This window comes from Vibrio rotiferianus CAIM 577 = LMG 21460, assembly GCF_002741985.1.
GTDB lineage: Bacteria > Pseudomonadota > Gammaproteobacteria > Enterobacterales > Vibrionaceae > Vibrio > Vibrio rotiferianus.
In genome coordinates this window covers 69,207-88,639 of record NZ_APHW01000001.1, presented here as the reverse complement: position 1 = coordinate 88,639, position 19,433 = coordinate 69,207, and the positions used below count along the sequence as shown (strand labels likewise).

General features: G+C 46.2%; 14 protein-coding genes and 1 pseudogene. 10 read left to right on the top strand and 5 right to left on the bottom strand.

What is annotated here, in order from left to right; all coding sequences use genetic code 11:
• Positions 1-214 precede the first annotated feature (214 nt).
• From hslR to B853_RS00420, 4 genes are all read left to right on the top strand, one after another.
• Positions 215-601, top strand: coding sequence for a ribosome-associated heat shock protein Hsp15 (hslR, locus tag B853_RS00435; RefSeq protein ID WP_029560895.1), 387 nt, complete (start codon positions 215-217; stop codon positions 599-601).
• Positions 602-632: 31 nt separating this feature from the next.
• Positions 633-1,508 (top strand): Hsp33 family molecular chaperone HslO, encoded by an 876-nt coding sequence (gene hslO / locus B853_RS00430; protein ID WP_010444980.1) that lies wholly within the window; start codon positions 633-635, stop codon positions 1,506-1,508.
• 336 nt (positions 1,509-1,844) lie between these two features.
• Positions 1,845-3,473, top strand: coding sequence for a phosphoenolpyruvate carboxykinase (ATP) (pckA, locus tag B853_RS00425; RefSeq protein ID WP_038884239.1), 1,629 nt, complete (start codon positions 1,845-1,847; stop codon positions 3,471-3,473).
• Positions 3,474-3,593: 120 nt separating this feature from the next.
• Positions 3,594-5,777 (top strand): AsmA family protein, encoded by a 2,184-nt coding sequence (locus tag B853_RS00420; protein WP_038884237.1) that lies wholly within the window; start codon positions 3,594-3,596, stop codon positions 5,775-5,777.
• Here the strand turns inward: B853_RS00420 and B853_RS00415 are convergent.
• The 3 genes from B853_RS00415 to B853_RS00405 form a co-directional block, all read right to left on the bottom strand.
• Positions 5,763-6,680: a bifunctional GNAT family N-acetyltransferase/hotdog fold thioesterase gene (locus B853_RS00415; protein ID WP_038884236.1), complete on the bottom strand. Its 918-nt coding sequence runs from the start codon at positions 6,678-6,680 to the stop codon at positions 5,763-5,765. The genes B853_RS00420 and B853_RS00415 overlap by 15 nt on opposite strands.
• A gap of 108 nt (positions 6,681-6,788) precedes the next feature.
• On the bottom strand, positions 6,789-7,223 hold the full coding sequence (gene dtd, locus B853_RS00410; RefSeq protein WP_038884235.1) for a D-aminoacyl-tRNA deacylase: 435 nt from the start codon (positions 7,221-7,223) through the stop codon (positions 6,789-6,791).
• Entirely contained in the window at positions 7,195-8,139 is a 945-nt protein-coding gene (locus B853_RS00405) for a virulence factor BrkB family protein (protein ID WP_010444975.1), read from the bottom strand. Before B853_RS00405 ends, dtd begins: the two co-directional genes overlap by 29 nt.
• A 35-nt stretch (positions 8,140-8,174) precedes the next feature.
• On the opposite strand from B853_RS00405, the gene B853_RS00400 reads away from it, so the two are divergent.
• Positions 8,175-8,816: a DUF2959 domain-containing protein gene (locus B853_RS00400; protein WP_005448522.1), complete on the top strand. Its 642-nt coding sequence runs from the start codon at positions 8,175-8,177 to the stop codon at positions 8,814-8,816.
• 95 nt (positions 8,817-8,911) lie between these two features.
• On the opposite strand, the gene B853_RS00395 is transcribed toward B853_RS00400, so the two are convergent.
• Together B853_RS00395 and typA are read right to left on the bottom strand one after the other, a co-directional pair.
• Complete coding sequence (locus tag B853_RS00395) at positions 8,912-9,463, bottom strand: AAA family ATPase (RefSeq protein ID WP_038884233.1); 552 nt, start codon at positions 9,461-9,463, stop codon at positions 8,912-8,914.
• A gap of 75 nt (positions 9,464-9,538) precedes the next feature.
• Positions 9,539-11,368: a translational GTPase TypA gene (gene typA / locus B853_RS00390; RefSeq protein WP_010444969.1), complete on the bottom strand. Its 1,830-nt coding sequence runs from the start codon at positions 11,366-11,368 to the stop codon at positions 9,539-9,541.
• 530 nt (positions 11,369-11,898) lie between these two features.
• On the opposite strand from typA, the gene glnA reads away from it, so the two are divergent.
• The 5 genes and pseudogenes from glnA to gepA all read left to right on the top strand — a co-directional run bounded on the left by glnA (position 11,899) and on the right by gepA (position 19,369).
• Positions 11,899-13,308, top strand: a complete 1,410-nt coding sequence (gene glnA, locus B853_RS00380) for a glutamate--ammonia ligase (RefSeq protein WP_038884230.1) — start codon at positions 11,899-11,901, stop codon at positions 13,306-13,308.
• 198 nt (positions 13,309-13,506) lie between these two features.
• Complete coding sequence (locus tag B853_RS00375) at positions 13,507-14,094, top strand: DUF4124 domain-containing protein (RefSeq protein WP_038884229.1); 588 nt, start codon at positions 13,507-13,509, stop codon at positions 14,092-14,094.
• Positions 14,095-14,251: 157 nt separating this feature from the next.
• Positions 14,252-15,262: a nitrogen regulation protein NR(II) gene (gene glnL / locus B853_RS00370; protein WP_216604290.1), complete on the top strand. Its 1,011-nt coding sequence runs from the start codon at positions 14,252-14,254 to the stop codon at positions 15,260-15,262.
• A gap of 60 nt (positions 15,263-15,322) precedes the next feature.
• The gene (gene glnG, locus B853_RS00365) at positions 15,323-16,726 is read left to right on the top strand and encodes a nitrogen regulation protein NR(I) (protein ID WP_010444958.1); all 1,404 of its coding nucleotides are present in this window, start codon (positions 15,323-15,325) and stop codon (positions 16,724-16,726) included.
• Between the two features lie 97 nt (positions 16,727-16,823).
• Positions 16,824-19,369 (top strand): annotated as a pseudogene (gene gepA, locus B853_RS00360) (phosphodiesterase GepA).
• Positions 19,370-19,433 lie beyond the last annotated feature (64 nt).

Sequence of the window (19,433 nt, the reverse complement as noted above, 5' to 3'; positions counted from 1 at the left end):
CACTCAAAATGACCGACGTTACCCTGAAAAATTTGCAACAACTTTACTAGTCAACAAAGAGCAGTGAACTATATCACAAGATAGTTTTTGCTCTGTTTTCTTATGCCGTTTTTGCCAACTCCCTTGAAAAAATTAGGCCTTGACTCCATTTGTAGGTGAATAATCCACCACTCGATATCACATTTATCGCAGTGATTAGATACGACAGAGTTATATGAGTTCCATAAATGAAGCCGTAAGGCTAGATAAATGGCTGTGGGCGGCCAGATTTTACAAGACACGCTCCATCGCTCGGAATATGGTCGATGGCGGCAAAGTCCATTATAATGGACAACGAAGCAAGCCAAGCAAGATCGTTGAACTTGGAGCCGAGGTGCGCTTACGCCAAGGTAATGAAGAGAAAATCGTGATAATCGAGAAAATCTCAGATCAACGTCGTGGTGCACCGATCGCTCAAACGCTTTACAGCGAAACCACTGAAAGTATAGCTAAACGTGAAGAACACGCTAAGCAGCGTAAGCTTAACGCCCACAATCCAAGTCCGGAACGCCGCCCTGATAAAAAGCAGCGCCGAGACATCATTAAGTTCAAACACCAATAAAAGCCGGAATTACTGACGAGGAAAGCACTCCATGGCAAACAATGTTTTAAACCGCTACTTATTCGAAGATCTTTCAGTACGTGGCGAGTTGGTACAATTGGATGAAGCATACCAACGTATTATCTCCAGCAAGGAATATCCGGCAGCACTACAAAAACTGTTGGGTGAGCTACTCGTTTCGGCCACTCTTTTAACTGCAACTTTGAAGTTCGAAGGCTCAATCACTATCCAGCTGCAAGGTGATGGTCCTGTATCACTCGCAGTAATCAACGGCGACCACGATCAGAAAATCCGCGGCGTTGCTCGCTGGGAAGGCGACATTGCTGATGATGCAAGCCTGCACGACATGATGGGTAAAGGTTACCTAGTGATCACTATTGAGCCGAAGAAAGGCGAACGTTACCAAGGTGTGGTTGGCCTAGAAGGCGAAACATTGGCTGACGTAATCGAAGGCTACTTCGCAAACTCAGAGCAGCTAAAAACGCGTTTGTGGATCCGCACTGGTGAACACGAAGGCAAAGCGCACGCAGCTGGTATGATGATTCAAGTCATGCCTGATGGTACTGGCACGCCAGAAGACTTCGAACACCTAGAGCAACTCACGGACACGGTAAAAAATGAAGAGCTGTTCACGCTACCAGCAAACGAACTGCTATACCGTCTCTACAACCAAGATAAAGTTCGTCTATACGAACCACAGCCTGTGGAATTCCACTGTGGTTGTTCTCGTGAGCGCAGTGGTGCAGCGATCATCACGGTTGATAAAACTGAAATTTATGACATTTTAGCAGAAGAAGGATCAATTTCTTTACATTGTGATTACTGCGGCACGTCATACACGTTCGACGAATCTGAAGTAACGGATCTGTACACTCAGTCAACTCCAGACAATAAAATCGTGCATTAATTTTCATAGCTTAACAAGCTTGTAATTTACCCTTCAAAAGGCCAGCATCATGCTGGCCTTTTTGTGATCAAACCCACGTATAACCTTGCTTCCAACGTAATAAAGCAACTGCTTAATTTTAAATAATTAATAATTATTTTGCTCTAGCGCAAAGGTTTGCGCGCACGATAAACTATTCGTACCGATATGTGACGGGTTACCTAAAACCACAATGAAATCATGGATATTTTTTGAGCTATCTCCCTGTTTTCTCCCCGCCCCGTTGCTAGCATGGTGAGCAGATAAAATTAAAACATTCTTACAAAATCCCTACAAAAATCCTTATAAGGAGCACCTATGACCGTTATGGAACATACAAAGGCTGCAACACTTGATCTAACCAAACACGGATTGCACAACGTGAAAGAGGTTGTTCGCAACCCAAGCTACGAAGTGCTGTTCGAGGAAGAGACCCGTGCTGACCTAACTGGTTATGAACGTGGTGTGGTTACAGAACTCGGCGCGGTTGCCGTAGACACTGGTATCTTTACTGGTCGCTCACCAAAAGATAAGTACATTGTTAAAGATGCAACGACAGAAGAGCACATGTGGTGGACTTCTGACGCAGTGAAAAACGACAACAAAGCAATAAACAAAGAAGTATGGGACGACCTAAAAGAGCTAGTAACTAACCAGCTTTCAGGTAAGCGCCTATTTGTGATTGACGGTTATTGCGGTGCAAACCCAGACACTCGTTTGAGTATTCGAGTGATCACTGAAGTAGCATGGCAAGCACACTTCGTGAAAAACATGTTCATCCGCCCAACAGAAGAAGAATTGGCAACGTTTGAGCCTGATTTCGTGGTAATGAACGGTGCGAAATGCACCAACGAGAAGTGGGAAGAGCACGGTCTGAACTCAGAAAACTTCACTGTATTTAACCTAACAGAGCGCATGCAACTGATCGGTGGTACGTGGTACGGCGGAGAAATGAAGAAAGGTATGTTCGCCATGATGAACTACTTCCTGCCGCTTAAAGACATCGCATCGATGCACTGTAGTGCAAACATGGGTGAAGAAGGCGACGTTGCGATCTTCTTCGGTCTATCTGGCACAGGTAAAACCACCCTATCAACTGATCCTAAACGCGCACTGATTGGTGATGACGAGCACGGTTGGGATGACGACGGCGTATTCAACTTCGAAGGTGGCTGTTACGCTAAGACCATCAAGCTATCGAAAGAGGCAGAGCCTGATATCTACAACGCGATCCGCCGCGACGCACTACTAGAGAACGTGACGGTTCGCAGCGATGGTTCTATCGACTTTGATGATGGTTCTAAGACTGAGAACACCCGTGTGTCTTACCCACTTCATCACATCGACAACATCGTTAAGCCAGTATCGAAAGGTGGCCACGCAAACAAAGTGATCTTCCTATCGGCTGACGCATTTGGCGTACTACCTCCAGTGTCTAAGCTGACACCAGAGCAAACTAAGTACCACTTCCTATCTGGCTTTACTGCTAAGCTAGCGGGCACAGAGCGTGGTATCACGGAGCCAACGCCTACCTTCTCAGCGTGTTTCGGTGCAGCATTCCTAACACTACACCCAACTAAATATGCTGAAGTACTAGTAAAACGTATGGAAGCAGCAGGTGCTGAGGCTTACCTAGTCAACACTGGTTGGAACGGTAGCGGCAAGCGTATTTCTATCCAAGATACGCGCGGTATCATTGACGCCATCCTAGATGGTTCGATTGAAAACGCTCAAACTAAACATATCCCTATCTTCAACCTAGAAGTGCCGACTGCTCTACCAGGTGTAGACCCAAGTATTCTTGATCCACGCGATACTTATGTTGACCCACTACAATGGGAAAGCAAAGCCAAGGATTTAGCAGAACGCTTTATCAATAACTTTGATAAATACACGGATAATGCAGAAGGCAAATCACTTGTAGCTGCTGGCCCGCAAGTTGACTAAGCTCAACGTGATTTAGTTACAAAAACACTTCACAAGCCCCTCTTTTGAGGGGCTTTTTATTGAAACCTCTTCAATATTGATACACTCTAAGCAGCAAGCTGGCCAAAGGTTCTCAATGGAATGAAGACAGTAATAAGGATTCTCACACTCGCTCTTGTCATATTGATTTGTGTACCAATCGTACTCGCGGGTTTGTTGACGACATCATACGCACCACAAACATGGCAGCTTATCTCACAGCCATTCCCCCTTAATTGGCAAGCCAAAAGTGTCCATTACCAGTTTCCTTATCATGTTTCTCTGCAGGGGGTAACAACATCCTCAGAGCAAATACCCTACATTGAACAAATCGACCTCTGGTTCAATCCAGATATCAGACGCGATAACCAATGGATACTAGACAGCCTGTTAATTGATGGCGTTGAAGCGCAGCATGGCCTGCCAGAAGTCCAAGTTCCAAGCAATATTTTGCTTCACCAACTCGCTCTAAAGAACATCAACTATGCTGATGACCGTTATACTGCTCGAAACGTAAATATTCAGGTCCAAGATCCAACCTGGCTAACAAAAACACAAACCATACCCTATGGTGAGATTCAGTTGTCTGCTGACCAACTCTACTGGAAAGGGGAAGCGTTCAATCAACTGCTGCTTGATATCGATTACAAAGCGCAAGACAGCACGCTTTATGGCGCTTCATTTAACTGGCGTGGCAGTGAGGTTTCCGGTCAGGGAGAGCAGTACTCGCAAGGCTGGTCACTGGTAAATGTGACCGTAGATAAACTGAAAATCGATAACCTACAACTGCAATCTTTACTCACCAAACCATGGCAAGCACTGCCAATTAATATCACTCATATCAATAGCCTCGATCTATTGAACGCAGATATCGAGTACGGCGATTGGCACTGGCAAAACCTAGAATTGTCACTCGAAAATGCCTCCCTACCACTGTCACTGTGGAACACAACGGCACAGATTTCTCTGCAAGCCGACAGTGTCAGCTTTCAAGATCAAACTGCGGTAGAGCCTCGCTTGAATGCCCAGTTCAAACCGGGGGCGATTCAACTGCAAGAGCTGAGCTTGGATTGGCAACAAGGCACAATACAGCTATCAGGCATGTTTGAGCCAAAGCATTGGACAATTAACAACGCCACCGTCAGTGGATTAAAATGGGCTATCCAGCCTGATGATAAAACCGACTGGTGGCAAATCACCACAGAAACGCTCCAGAAAGTCAATGTGAAGCAATTAGAGATTGAACGCAGCCAAGTTATCCAGTTATCTAAACAACCTTACTGGCAGCTTTCTGGGTTGAATTTGGAAGGTAACCAACTCGAAGTAAAACACAGCAATGGCCATTGGGGTATTTGGAACGGCAAGCTTGATGCCAGCGTCGTCAACGCGAGTTACGATCAAGTCATCACATCACACGCAGCAATTTCAACACAAAGTGACAATGGCTTGTGGCAACTGACGCGTTTGTTCGCCCCTCTGGAGCAAGGCTATATTGAAGGCTTAGGACAAATCGACCTTAGCACCACCAGCCAACCTTGGACGCTTAACCTCAACGCCGATGGACTCCCTCTGCAACTGCTCCACCCTTACTTACCAACGGTGCTCGCGGTCAATGGTTTCTCTGACCTAAGCCTCGACTTAAAAGGTTTAGCCGGCGATCAAAACATGCTTGCTTACAGCTTGTCAGGCGAAGTGGAAGCCAATCTGCGCGATACCACCTTAAAGTCACAAGCGGATGATTCACTCAAGGCGATCACCTTCAGCCCGCTACGTTTACATGCCCAACGCGGCGAAGTGAAGTTTCAACCAGTGACCATTTCAGGCAAAGCCATCTCGGGTAACCTTTCCGGAGAGTTTGATATGGCGAACAACCCAATTAGGGGTGTGATTTATCAGCTCAGAGAAACATGTGGTTCGATTCAAGGTGACCTGCTGAGTGGAGTAGTCAAAGCAAATGAATGCGTCAATATGTCAAAACAGACTGAGCCAGAAGAACCCAAACAGAGTTCACCGAAAGCGACGAACAGCACAAGCATTAAACCAATCAACTTAGAGCAATATGAAGAAGAATTAAGTGAAGAAGTAGTAGAAGAAAAAGAACCTACTGCTGCGCCGCCCTCAGAAGAGCAACTTATCTCTGTTCAAGAAAGCTCCCTTATCGAAGAAAAGTCATCTGAAGAAAGCGCTACTTCAGAAGCAGATAACTCCAAGGTAGAACTGGGCGCATCGCAAGAGCAAGATGCGCCACAAGAAGCACTAAAATCAACGGACCTAACAGCTGAGTAGCTTAGAGTAATTCGGCAGCAACATGTACGTACCAACAAAATCCACCGCAGGCACGTCGCCGCTGTAAATCACCACGTGGATAACAATGCGCGCTTTACGTCCTGACGCGAGTCTATCCAAGTCACCACTGATACCATCTAGTGATGTACTCGCGACAGGGTTCTCTTCGACAGGATGGCGATAACGAATCGAACTGTCTGCCAATACAATATCACCGTGCAAACCACGCTCTTTCATTAACAACCACGCCATCCCCCAACCTGTAAGCGTCGCCAAGGTAAAGGCTGAACCAGCAAACATGGTATTATGTGGATTCAAATTCGGGTTAAGCTGTGCGCTGCATTCAAACTGATAGCCGGTATATTGGTTAATTTTAATCCCCATTTTATCGGCAATTGGGATCTGCGCTTCCCAACGTTGTTGCAGCTCAGTACACCATTCAGGTCGACGAAGCACATCGGCCATCGGATCAAGCGGCTTTACCATTTGTTGGTGACGCACGGGACCACGCTCATCGGTCAGCTCACCGCGACGCTCGAAACCATTCTTCTCATAGAAGGCAATGGCATCTTCACGAGCATTACATACCAGACGCTTCGCCCCTTCTTGTCGTGCCAGAGACTCAAGCGCCACCAGCACCAGTGAACCCATGCCTTTGCTGCGACGGTTGTTTTTTACCGCCATGTAACGGATCTGACCGTCGTTATCTGGGGTAATGTACAAACGACCGATCGCCATCGGACGGCCACGACCGTCGGTAATCATCCGGTGATGGCTCATACCATCATACTCATCACGCTCAGAGCCTACAGGCATGCGCCATGGTTCTCGCAGCATCTGCCAACGAAATTGATAGTACTTGTTAAGCTGATTTTCAGTTTTTGGAGTTATAAGTTTGAACATATCAATCCTTTGAAAGCACAAATCAAATACAAGCCATAAGGCAAATAACCCAAGTAAAATCAATTCACTTGGGCTTAAAGCTTAGACTATGCAGCTAAGGTTTCCAGATTAGACCTGTAACCAAAAAGTCACCGGGCCGTCATTAATCAATGACACTTTCATGTCTGCTGCAAAGCGGCCACGTTGCGTTGGCAGTACTTCCTCACACAGATCTGAAAAGTAGTCATACAGACGTTCTGCATCCGCAGGATGCGCGCCGCGAGAAAAGCCTGCGCGAGTGCCCTTTTTGGTGTCGGCTGGTAACGTAAATTGAGACACCACCAAAACCTTACCGTTCACTTGTTTGACGTTGAGGTTCATTTTGCCTTCATCATCTTCAAACACACGATAAGTGGTTACACGCTCCATCAAACGTTTTGCTTTTGCTTCATCATCGTCCTTTTCTACCCCAAGTAGGACAAGTAGACCTTGGTCGATTTCACCGACAACTTCACCGTCTACACGAACGGCGGCTTCACTGACTCGTTGAATTAGCGCTATCACGACTCTCGCTTCCTTCATCTGTTAATTGCAATTCAGCGGTCGAGTGTATCATTTCTAGGTCGTCACTCCAGTGCTCTCTTTCGCCCAGAGCGGCCGTGACTTCCGCGCCAATCAATACGATCAGCCAACACAAATACACCCACACAAACAGGATCGGAATCGCGGCAAGTGCGCCGTAAATCAGCTGGTATGACGGGAATTGGGTAATGTAGAACGCAAAGCCTTTCTTACTCAATTCAAACAGCACCGCGGCGATAGCTGCACCAATGGCACCGTGAGAGAGATAAACTTTTTTGTTTGGCACTAAGAAGTACAAACCCATGAATGCAAAGAATGACAATAACAATGGCAGCCAGCGCAAAAACAGGTTGTAAGCGCCCGATAAGGTTTCGTTTTCAATCAGCTTAAGCGATGTTACGTAAGAGGTTGCAGCAATACTCGCACCGACCAGAATCGGACCAAGGGTCAGCACCATCCAATACATGGAGAAAGAAAACACTGGGCGACGTTTGTCTTTCACTCGCCAGATGTAGTTTAAGTTCTTATCGATGTTGGAGATCAGCATCAGGGCTGCAACAAACAAAAACGCACCACCCACGGCGGTCATCTTGCCTGTGTTTGAGACAAACTCTTGCAGCGCGGTTCTGACTGCATCACCAGAAGCGGGGACGAAGTTATCGATGATGTAACCCTGCAGCACTTCGCCGACATTCTCAAATACCGGAAACTTTGACAAAATCGACAGTAATACCGTCAACATCGGCACAATAGACAACAAAGTGATGTAAGCTAGATAGCCTGCATTAACGTTGACGCGATCGTGCGTCATACGCTTGAGCAAATATTTGAAAAACGCGACGCTCCCCGGCACGAGCTTGCTCAATCTCACCTTGTAACTCTCTGATAACTGGTTCATAGTTCATCCCATAAATTAGCGTCGAGGACATAAGAATGCCTTATTTATTAGCAATTGTACTATCAATTTTCACTTTGACAGGATGTCAGTCCGCATATTATTCAGCAATGGAGCAAGTGGGTTACCACAAGCGCGATATCATGGTAGATCGCGTGGAAGACGCCAAAGAGTCACAACAAGATGCACAAGAAGAGTTCACCAGTGCATTAGAAGCACTTTCTGCGCTGACCAACTTTGATGGTGGTGAATTGGAAAGCGTCTACAACAACATTAACGATAAATACGAAGACAGCGAAAAAGCGGCGCAAGACGTGCGCGACCGTATTGCTGCGATTGAAGATGTATCGGATGCCCTGTTTGATGAGTGGCAAGGCGAGCTAGACCTGTACACCAGTGCGAAACTGCGTCGCTCTAGCGAACAGAAGTTACGTGAAACCAAAGCGTCTTACAAAACCATGCTTAACGCCATGAAGCGTGCGGAAGACAAGATGACACCGGTTCTGAATACACTGCGTGACAATACGCTTTACCTAAAGCATAACTTGAACGCGAGTGCGATTGGCTCACTGAAAGGTGAATTCTCTAGCTTAGAGAAAGACATTCAATACGCAATTAAGCAAATGAATGCCGCGATTGCTGAATCAGACAAGTTCTTACAGCAGCTGAATCAAAAGTAATTCGATAAAGCCTCCTCCTCGTGAGGAGGTTTTGCTATTTAGCGGAAGAGCTAACTTATTCACCACGTAGTCACCCGTTTATCTTCCGAGCTCTATCAGCGTTTCTCACCTTCTACCTCAGCAACTAAGCCCATTACTTGTCGAACAAACGCCACTCGTTCAGCTACGCTTCCCCATGGTACTTCAACCACGTCATACCCCAGTTCAGTATAGGTATCGACTAAGATTTGATGAATTTGTAGCGCCTCTTCAAAACTGTGTGGACGCACATCATCTTGAACATAAATAGAGGCTTCAGGTCGGCATGTGAGCACCTTACTCTGGTAGCCTGCACTCTCAATCAAGAAAGTGTGTTCAACGGGACAACCGCCTACCTGTAAGTATGCCACGATGTCTGGGATAGCACGGTCAACAAAAGCCACATCATGATTGAGCGCTTCTCGCTTTTGCTTCTCCATTAACTCAAGGCATAAGTTGGCGAACTCCGGCAGATTCGTCCAAGGCAAAATACCGTTGTCCAACTGGCTTTGCTGCTCAATCAAGCTACGAGAACCTTCAGCAAAGGTGGCATAGCCCAACTGACCTAACGCATTCAGCAAGGTGGTTTTACCTGCACCTGGACCACCCGTAATCACGATTGGCTTCATAGTGTTATTCCTTCAGATACACAAAGCCCCGAGCATAACTCGGGGCTTGTTCTTAATCGAATCCGTTACAGCAGATTATTTTGCTGAACGTGAAGCACGCTTACGATCGCTTTCCGTTAGGAACTTCTTACGGATACGGATGCTTTCAGGTGTTACTTCTACTAGTTCGTCATCATCGATGAACTCTAGTGCTTGCTCAAGAGTCATCTTGATTGGCGGAGTAAGAACCTGTGCGTCATCTGTACCAGATGCACGAACGTTGGTTAGCTGCTTACCTTTCAGTGCGTTTACTGTTAGGTCGTTGTCGCGGCTGTGAATACCGATAACCATGCCTTCGTAAACTTCAACACCGTGACCGATAAATAGACGACCACGTTCTTGAAGGTTGAATAGTGCGTTAGTTAGCGCTTTACCCATCGCGTTTGCGATTAGTACACCGTTTACACGTTGACCGATGTTACCGCCTTTGTGTGGCGCGTAGCGATCGAACGTATGGTAAAGAAGACCAGAACCAGAAGTCAGCGTCATGAACTCAGTTTGGAAACCGATCAGACCACGAGATGGCATTTCGAAGTCCATACGTACACGGCCTTTACCATCTGGAGACATGTCTTTCAGCTCACCTTTACGCAGGCCGATGTTCTCCATGATGCCGCCTTGGTGCTCTTCCATAACGTCGATAGTTACTGTCTCGAACGGTTCCATTAGCTGACCATCTTCTTCTTTGATGATTACTTCTGGACGAGATACAGCAAGCTCGAAGCCTTCACGACGCATGTTTTCGATCAGGATAGATAGGTGAAGTTCACCACGGCCTGATACGCGGAATTTGTCTGGATCGTCTGTTTGCTCTACGCGCAGTGCAACGTTGTGTACCAGTTCCTTCTCTAGACGCTCAAGGATGTTACGTGAAGTAACGAACTTACCTTCTTTACCAGCGAATGGAGACGTGTTTACTTGGAACGTCATTGTTACTGTTGGTTCATCAACAGACAGCGGCGGTAGTGCTTCTACTGCGTTTTGTGCACAGATAGTGTCAGAGATTTTTAGCTCGCCAAGACCAGTGATCGCAATGATATCACCCGCGTTAGCTTGCTCAACTTCGTGACGCTCTAGGCCAAGGTAGCCCATTACTGTACCTACTTTACCGTTGCGAGTTTTACCGTCAGCACCGATAACAGTTACTTGTTGGTTTGCTTTCACGCTACCACGAGTTACACGAGCAACACCGATAACACCAACGTAAGAGCTGTAGTCTAGCTGAGAAACTTGCATCTGTAGTGGACCGTCTAGGTCAACTTCTGGAGCCGCTACTTCTTCAACGATAGTTTCGAATAGTGGTTCCATGTTTTCGCCAGTTTCGCCCTCTTCTAGAGTAGCCCAACCGTTTAGTGCTGAAGCGTAAACCACTTTAAAGTCTAGCTGTTCGTCAGTTGCACCTAGGTTGTCGAATAGGTCGAATACTTGATCCATAACCCAATCAGGACGAGCACCCGGACGGTCAATCTTGTTGATTACAACGATTGGCTTAAGGCCGTGAGCAAATGCTTTTTGCGTTACGAAACGCGTTTGTGGCATTGGGCCATCAACAGCGTCAACGATAAGTAGTACTGAATCTACCATCGACATGATACGTTCTACTTCACCACCGAAGTCCGCGTGTCCCGGAGTATCTACGATGTTGATACGGTAATCATTCCAGTTGATTGCTGTGTTCTTAGCAAGAATGGTAATACCACGTTCTTTTTCGATGTCGTTTGAGTCCATGACTCGCTCTTCAGCTTCGCCGCGAGACTCTAGAGTACCTGATTGTTGTAGTAGTTTATCAACCAGTGTTGTTTTACCGTGGTCAACGTGCGCGATGATCGCGATATTTCTTAATTTATCAATCTGTGGAGTAGCCATGGATTAGATTCACTTAGATAGATGAAATGCCCCCACGCTGAGAACGGGTGCTCTCTGGTGACATTTGCTGATTAAAAAAACGGCCATAATGTACCAGATTTTAGCAAAAAGCCTAGAAATATGTGATCTACTCCCGAGCTTTTCTGCGAAATTTACGCTTAATGCCCACTTTCCCGAGCAAAGCGAATTGATTCAAAGCAATTTTATTCCAATCGTTGCTTATTAGAAATTGACTCTTGCTCAAAAACTGGGCTAGATAAGCAACGTAGTTGTCACATTGTGGTGCAACAATCAAAAGATGCACCATTACAGTGCAATTAAAGATCATTTTGGTGCAATCGTTTGCACCAAACTTGCTCCTTAAAACATAATTCCTTGAAATTAATGGAATAATTTTTTTGGCACGGTTTTGGCTTTAGAGAAACCAGCATCGATTAATAAAATTTCAAGCAAATTAATCAATGCTGGATTTAATCAAGAACTCATAAATCGAGCTTTTACCGCTTTATTAACACTGGAGGTTATCCAAGATGTCAGTAGAAAACGTTTTATCACTGATCCAAGAAAACGAAGTTAAGTTTGTTGACCTACGCTTCACTGATACAAAAGGTAAAGAGCAGCACATTTCTATTCCTGCTCACCAAATCGACGCAGACTTCTTCGAAGAAGGTAAAATGTTCGATGGTTCATCAGTTGCTGGCTGGAAAGGCATTAACGAATCAGACATGGTTATGATGCCAGACGCATCTTCTGCAGTGCTTGACCCATTCACTGAAGATGCAACACTAAACATCCGTTGTGACATCCTTGAGCCTGCAACAATGCAAGGCTACGACCGCGACCCTCGCTCTATCGCTAAGCGCGCTGAAGACTTCATGCGTTCTACAGGCGTTGCTGACACAGTACTGATTGGTCCTGAGCCAGAGTTCTTCCTATTTGACGACGTTAAGTTCGCAACTGACATGTCTGGTTCTTTCTTCAAGATCGATGACGTAGAAGCAGCTTGGAACACAGGTTCTGATTACGAAGAAGGTAACAAAGGTCACCGTCCAGGCGTTAAAGGTGGTTACTTCCCAGTAGCGCCAGTTGATTCATCTCAAGACATCCGTTCTGCTATGTGTCTAGTAATGGAAGAGATGGGCCTAGTTGTTGAAGCGCACCACCACGAAGTAGCAACTGCGGGTCAAAACGAAATCGCAACTCGCTTCAACACGCTAACAACTAAAGCTGACGAAATCCAAATCTACAAGTACGTTGTACACAACGTTGCACACGCATTTGGTAAGACAGCGACATTCATGCCTAAGCCACTAGTTGGTGACAACGGCTCTGGTATGCACGTACACCAATCTCTAGCAAAAGATGGCGTAAACCTATTTGCTGGAGATAAGTACGGCGGCCTATCTGAAATGGCACTTTACTACATCGGTGGTATCATCAAGCACGCTCGCGCAATCAATGCGTTTGCTAACCCAGCAACTAACTCGTACAAACGTCTTGTACCAGGCTTCGAAGCGCCAGTTATGCTTGCTTACTCTGCACGTAACCGCTCTGCTTCAATCCGTATCCCAGTGGTACCAAGCCCGAAAGCACGTCGTATCGAAGTTCGTTTCGGTGACCCAGCGGCTAACCCATACCTATGTTTCGCAGCAATGCTAATGGCTGGTCTTGACGGCATTAAGAACAAGATCCACCCAGGCGAAGCGATGGATAAAGACCTTTACGATCTACCAGCTGAAGAAGCAGCAGAGATCCCAACAGTGGCATACTCACTGAAAGACGCGCTAGAAGAACTAGATGCAGACCGTGAGTTCCTAACTGCTGGCGGTGTATTCTCTGATGACTTCATCGATTCTTACATCGACCTTAAAGCGCAAGATGTAGAGAAAGTAAACATGACAACTCACCCACTTGAGTTTGAACTTTACTACTCTGTATAAGGTCTCAACTGTGTAAAATGTAAACACAGAAACAAAATATTAGGCTCGCCTCGCAGGCGGGCCTTTTTTGTATTCGCCTGATTAACCCAGACCTTTAGCATGGAGTGATAATGAGAATATGCCAAGTCACCCTCACAGAGCCAATCGCGGGGATGTTACTTGAGTCAATAACGTGGAATCATAAAAAGAAGGTGAGCAATGAAAGTTCAGCTTTTACCAACCTTAATCATACTCAGCGGCCTAGTCACGGCTGCATCTCCCTTTGCACAAGTTGCATACACATGGGTCGATAAAGATGGCGTAATACACTTCAGTGATACGCCTCAGAATGGAGCAAAGGCAATCGCTTTACCTGACTTACAAGGTCAGGCACCAGCACCAAAGGTAGAAAGTACCGAAGCGCTTTCTACGTCACAACCACCCAACACGGTCAAGAAAGATAAACCAAAACAGCCAGAAGCTCCCAAGCCTCTCTCTTTAGCTATGCTGACCCCTGTGCATGACGAGACGATTCGTAGCAATCAAGGCTTGATTAACATCCAATTGGAAGCCAACCGCAAACTGGGTATTGGAGAACAACTGCAGCTAATGCTCGATGGAAAGCCGTACGCAGCCCCACAAACTCGACTCACTTGGCAAATTAACAATATCGATCGAGGCACCCACACCCTTGCTGTTCACGCCAAAAGAAGCGGCAAGCTTATTGCATCTACTAGCCCTATAACAGTGCATTTACATAGAGCGAGTGTGAAGCCTAAATTACCAAGGCCGAAACCAGAAAAATAGCGCAAATAACAGATGCTCTGAGTGCTATTTTACTTTTTCTTCTGAGATTTATTCGCCATACTTACGTTCTATCGCACCAATTTGGTGCAACGCACAACAATAACGCAAACAAGGACGTAATGTGGATACCAGTCTCTCCAGTGCCATTCTCAATAACATGGTGGCAGCAACGTTGATTCTTGATGACGGATTAGCGGTGCGCTATGCCAACCCTGCGGCAGAGTTATTGTTTTCGCAAAGTGCTAAGCGCATTGTTGAGCAGTCGCTGTCTCAGCTAATTCAACATGCGTCGTTGGATCTCGCGCTACTCACCCAACCACTACAAAGCGGCCAAAGCATTACTGACAGTGACGTTACCTTTGTCGTCGATGGGCGCCCTTTGATGCTGGAAGTGACTGTCAGCCCAATAACTTGGCAGAAACAATTAATGCTGTTGGTAGAGATGCGCAAAATTGACCAACAACGCCGTCTCACTCAAGAGCTTAACCAACACGCCCAGCAACAAGCGGCAAAGCTGTTAGTGCGTGGGTTGGCGCATGAAATAAAAAACCCACTCGGCGGTTTACGCGGGGCGGCACAACTATTAGAAAAAATGCTTCCCGATCCTTCATTGAAGGAATATACCCAAATCATTATCGAGCAAGCAGACCGATTAAGAGCCTTAGTCGATCGTCTGCTCGGGCCGCAAAAGCCGGGTAAAAAGACCCAAGAAAACCTTCACCAAGTACTGGAGAAAGTGCGCCAGTTAGTGGAGTTGGAATCTCAACATTCGATTGTGATCGAGCGCGACTACGATCCGAGCTTGCCAGAAATCTTGATGGATGCTGACCAAATCGAGCAGGCGATGCTCAACATCGTCAGTAACGCAGCACAGATTCTGTCCCACCAAGAACACGGAAAAATAACCATACGCACCAGAACGGTGCATCAAGCTAACATTCATGGTCAACGCTGCAAACTCGCCGCACGTGTTGAGATCACGGACAACGGTCCGGGTATTCCACCAGAACTACAAGATACCCTTTTCTATCCAATGGTCAGTGGTCGAGAAGGCGGTACGGGTCTTGGCCTGTCTATTTCACAAAATCTGATCGACCAGCATAACGGCAAGATTGATGTCGAAAGCTGGCCCGGTCACACCACTTTTACGATTTATTTGCCAATCTGACTTGATTAAATGGCTTTTCGATTCGTCAGTTTTTAGGCTTTTGCTGCAAGGATTTATTACATGAGTAAAGGATATGTTTGGGTCGTCGACGACGACAGTTCGATTCGCTGGGTAATGGAAAAAACCCTTTCCTCCGCCAACATCAAATGCGATACCTACGCGGATGGAGAAAGTGTGCTGATGGCGCTGGAACGTGAAGTACCAGATGTGTTGGTTTCCGATATACGCATGCCAGGTATCGATGGTTTGGAGCTGTTAAAGCAAGTTCAACGTGATTATCCCGATTTACCCGTGATTATCATGACGGCGCATTCCGATTTAGATGCTGCGGTGAACGCTTACCAAAAAGGCGCGTTTGAATACCTACCTAAGCCATTTGATATCGATGAAACACTCACGCTGGTAGAGCGAGCGATAGCTCATAGCCAAGAAACCAAGCGTGAGCAGATGTCTCACGAAGAGCTCCCAACCGATACGCCAGAAATTATCGGTGAAGCGCCAGCCATGCAAGAAGTGTTTCGTGCAATTGGCCGCTTGTCTCGCTCTTCCATCTCCGTATTGATCAACGGTGAATCAGGTACGGGTAAAGAGTTAGTTGCTCATGCCCTGCACCGTCATAGTCCGCGCGCCAACAAACCTTTTATCGCCCTCAATATGGCCGCGATTCCAAAAGACCTGATTGAATCCGAGCTGTTTGGCCACGAAAAAGGCGCATTTACTGGTGCAAACAGCGTGCGACAAGGCCGCTTTGAGCAAGCCAATGGTGGCACACTGTTTCTAGATGAAATTGGTGATATGCCACTAGACATTCAAACCCGATTATTGCGCGTATTAGCAGACGGGCAGTTCTATCGCGTAGGGGGTCACTCTCCTATTCGCGTTGACGTGCGTATCGTCGCTGCCACACACCAAAACCTTGAAAAGCTGGTCCATGAAGGCGATTTCCGCGAAGATTTGTTCCATCGACTCAATGTAATTCGCGTTCAGATCCCCGCCCTAAGAGAGCGAAAACAAGACATTGAGAAACTCACTCAACACTTTCTCGTTCGCGCAGCCGATGAGCTAGGCGTTGAAACCAAAACACTGCATCCATCTTCAGTCGAAATCCTTAACCGCCTTGATTGGCCGGGCAACGTCCGCCAATTGGAAAACATCTGTCGTTGGTTAACAGTCATGGCCAGTGGCAGTGAAGTGCTACCTAACGACCTGCCGCAAGAATTACTAGAAGAAAAGAAAGTCAAACCGGAGTCTGCTGGGGAAAGCTGGCAAGAACAACTTGCTGACTGGGCAAAACATGCTCTCGAAGCAGGGGATAAAGAGCTATTATCTTATGCATTACCTGAATTTGAGCGAATCTTACTAGAGGCTGCGTTAGAACATACTAAAGGTCACAAACAAGATGCCGCTAAAGTATTAGGCTGGGGAAGAAATACATTAACCAGAAAACTAAAAGAGTTGTACTAGTTTGATATTTAGTCACTAAGCGAGTAAAAATTGACTCGCTTGGTGACAAGAACGCCAGTACAATTACAGTATAGCAACCCATAATAAATACTAGGCCATGTCATCACCGACTACACAAATCACTTTACGCACTGCTGTTTTGATTCCTTTCTTGCTGATATTTCTGTTTGCAATCGGGGTGATCATTTTTGTCCAAAAGCAGAGCTATGAAGAGGTCGTCACTGACATCAGTAACAAACAGCTGACGGTGTTAACGGAAGGCGTTCATGATCACCTGAATGACTACCTAAGAAAACCATTTGCAGCGGTTCAAGCACTGGGCCATAGCGTCAGCTTTCACAATCTATTCCACCCAAATAATACTGCCGATATTGAATCGTATTTATTAAGCGCCTTCCAAGATCTTTACAGCTCCATTCCTCAGTTGGATGTTATTGGCTTTGGTTCGATCACCGGAGACTATGCCGGCTTTCGTCGCGAAGCAAACGGTGAATACACCTTAATGATTCAAGACAAGCGAACTGATGGTAATTTAGCAATCTATAACGGGAAGACGCCAAGTACAGGTTTACGATCGGTTATCTCACAGTATGACCCCCGAGTTCGGCCTTGGTATACGCCCGTGGCAGAAGCCCATCAGCCGACTTGGTCGCCAATCTATGCGAACGCAGATGAACGTCAAGAAATCACGCTATCCGCGATGACTCCTGTTTTCGAGCATGGCGACTTTGCTGGTGTGCTCGTCACAGATATTCGCATCAACACACTCAATGCCTTCTTAAGAGAGCTGCAACAGAATACCAAAGCTTCCGTGTTTATTATGGATGAAGAGCATCGCTTAGTAGCGCAATCAAGTGCAGGTAGCGTCGTTTCTTGGGGAACCAAATTCACACATAAGGGCCAGCGCTTGCTTGCTAAAGAAAGCACCGACTCAATCATCCAAATCAGTGCATCTAGGGTGAGTGCACTTGCTTTAAACTCAACTTCACAGCCTTATACTTTTCAGCTAGAACACTCGGGTGAACGCTTGTTTAGCCGAATAACACCTTACACTGATGATTATGGACTCACCTGGTTTATTGGCATTTCTGTCTCTGAATCAGATTTAGTAGGAACACTTCCAAACAGCCAAAGAAAAAGCTGGTTGGTGGGTTTACTTGTGACCCTACTGGGTATTTCGATCACTTGGTTTATCTTTAACCGAGTCACTCGTCCGATCAATGCTACTGCCTCAGCAGCGCAAAACCTAGCCAAAGGCAACTGGATGGCTCAATGCCTCGTCCTGGCTACGTTTATGAAACCACGACGTTGGTGCACGCGTTCAATGAGATGGCGAATAACCTAAAAGTATCGTTCAAAGCATTAAGAGAGCAGTTGATATACGACTCATTGACACGCCTGTATAGCCGACAAGGCTTAATTGAAATCAGCAGTACCATGCCAAGCCAACAAGGTGGCAGTGTATACCTGCTCGGAATTAACCGCTTCAGAGATATCAATGACAGCGTCGGTCACCATAATGGTGATCAACTATTGCTCCGTATTGCAGAGCGACTCGATCAGCAGTTTGGTGATGAGTTTGTATTAGCTCGTATTGGTGGTGATGAATTTGCAGTTTACGCACCCAACTTGCAAAAAGAGCAGGAAGTTCGCCTAACCGTTAGACGGCTGCAACAAGTCTTCGCCTCTCCGTTTCTCTGCGCAGATGAAACTGTCATCATGAATATTGCCATTGGTGTTGTGGAAACGCAGCCTGAATACCAAATGCAGCAATGGTTACGTAATGCCAGTATTGCATTGAGTTACGCCAAGCAAGAAACCCATTCTGGGGTGTGTTATTACAGTCCAGAAATGGCCAGCGCCTCTAAGTTCCGAACTCAGATGATTGCCAAAATACAGCAAGGTATTGAGCAAAAAGAGTTTATACCGTATTACCAATCAATCATTGATTTATCTAGTGGTGAGGTTGTTGGTGCAGAGGCTCTAGCACGTTGGCACAGTGCCGATGGCGTAGTCTCGCCTTTGGACTTTATTGCTCTTGCTGAAGAGAGTGGCATGATCAAACAAATCGGTCACCAAATCTTACTTAAGGCCTGTCAAGAAACTCAAACCGCAATTGAAAATGGTCGTTGGCATAAAGATTTCCAACTGCACGTGAATGTTTCAGTCAACCAACTTTCATGTCCTGAGTTCATCTCAGATGTTGCCCAAATATTATCTCAGACAGGATTGTGCGCTCAAAACCTCACACTTGAAATCACTGAGTCCAAAATTGTTGGCGGAGACCCAACAACCCTAGACAATATGCTCAAGCTACGCGAAATGAACGTTGGGATTGCCATTGATGATTTTGGCACAGGCTACTCCTCGCTAGCGTACCTAGATAGCTTGCCATTTACTTGTCTGAAGATAGACAGAACGTTCACTAATAGATTAAACCCAAATAATCTGGAAAACTCCGTTTTCGCAGCAATCATTACCATCACTAAAGGTTTGAAAGCAAACGTGGTCGCGGAAGGTGTGGAGACGGCAGAGCAAGCACGGCTTTTACGCTCATTAGGCTGTACACAAGTTCAAGGGTTCTATTACAGCCGTCCATTACCTATCGAAGAATGGCCAACACATTTGGTTAACATGAAGTAGAAAAGAGCTGAAATTGTTGATTTCGTAGTCATCCTCTACTGACAATCTACCGAACTGTTATTTA

Bases quoted from the DNA above. Each gene is read 5' to 3' on its own strand.
- B853_RS00375 (WP_038884229.1), top strand. From the start codon at position 13,507: ATGAAAGTTCAGCTTTTACCAACCTTAATCATACTCAGCGGCCTAGTC.
- hslR (WP_029560895.1), top strand. From the start codon at position 215: ATGAGTTCCATAAATGAAGCCGTAAGGCTAGATAAATGGCTGTGGGCG.
- B853_RS00405 (WP_010444975.1), bottom strand. From the start codon at position 8,139: ATGAACCAGTTATCAGAGAGTTACAAGGTGAGATTGAGCAAGCTCGTG.
- B853_RS00395 (WP_038884233.1), bottom strand. From the start codon at position 9,463: ATGAAGCCAATCGTGATTACGGGTGGTCCAGGTGCAGGTAAAACCACC.
- glnL (WP_216604290.1), top strand. From the start codon at position 14,252: ATGGTGGCAGCAACGTTGATTCTTGATGACGGATTAGCGGTGCGCTAT.
- hslO (WP_010444980.1), top strand. From the start codon at position 633: ATGGCAAACAATGTTTTAAACCGCTACTTATTCGAAGATCTTTCAGTA.
- glnG (WP_010444958.1), top strand. From the start codon at position 15,323: ATGAGTAAAGGATATGTTTGGGTCGTCGACGACGACAGTTCGATTCGC.
- B853_RS00415 (WP_038884236.1), bottom strand. From the start codon at position 6,680: ATGTTCAAACTTATAACTCCAAAAACTGAAAATCAGCTTAACAAGTAC.
- B853_RS00400 (WP_005448522.1), top strand. From the start codon at position 8,175: ATGCCTTATTTATTAGCAATTGTACTATCAATTTTCACTTTGACAGGA.
- glnA (WP_038884230.1), top strand. From the start codon at position 11,899: ATGTCAGTAGAAAACGTTTTATCACTGATCCAAGAAAACGAAGTTAAG.
- B853_RS00420 (WP_038884237.1), top strand. From the start codon at position 3,594: ATGAAGACAGTAATAAGGATTCTCACACTCGCTCTTGTCATATTGATT.
- pckA (WP_038884239.1), top strand. From the start codon at position 1,845: ATGACCGTTATGGAACATACAAAGGCTGCAACACTTGATCTAACCAAA.
- typA (WP_010444969.1), bottom strand. From the start codon at position 11,368: ATGGCTACTCCACAGATTGATAAATTAAGAAATATCGCGATCATCGCG.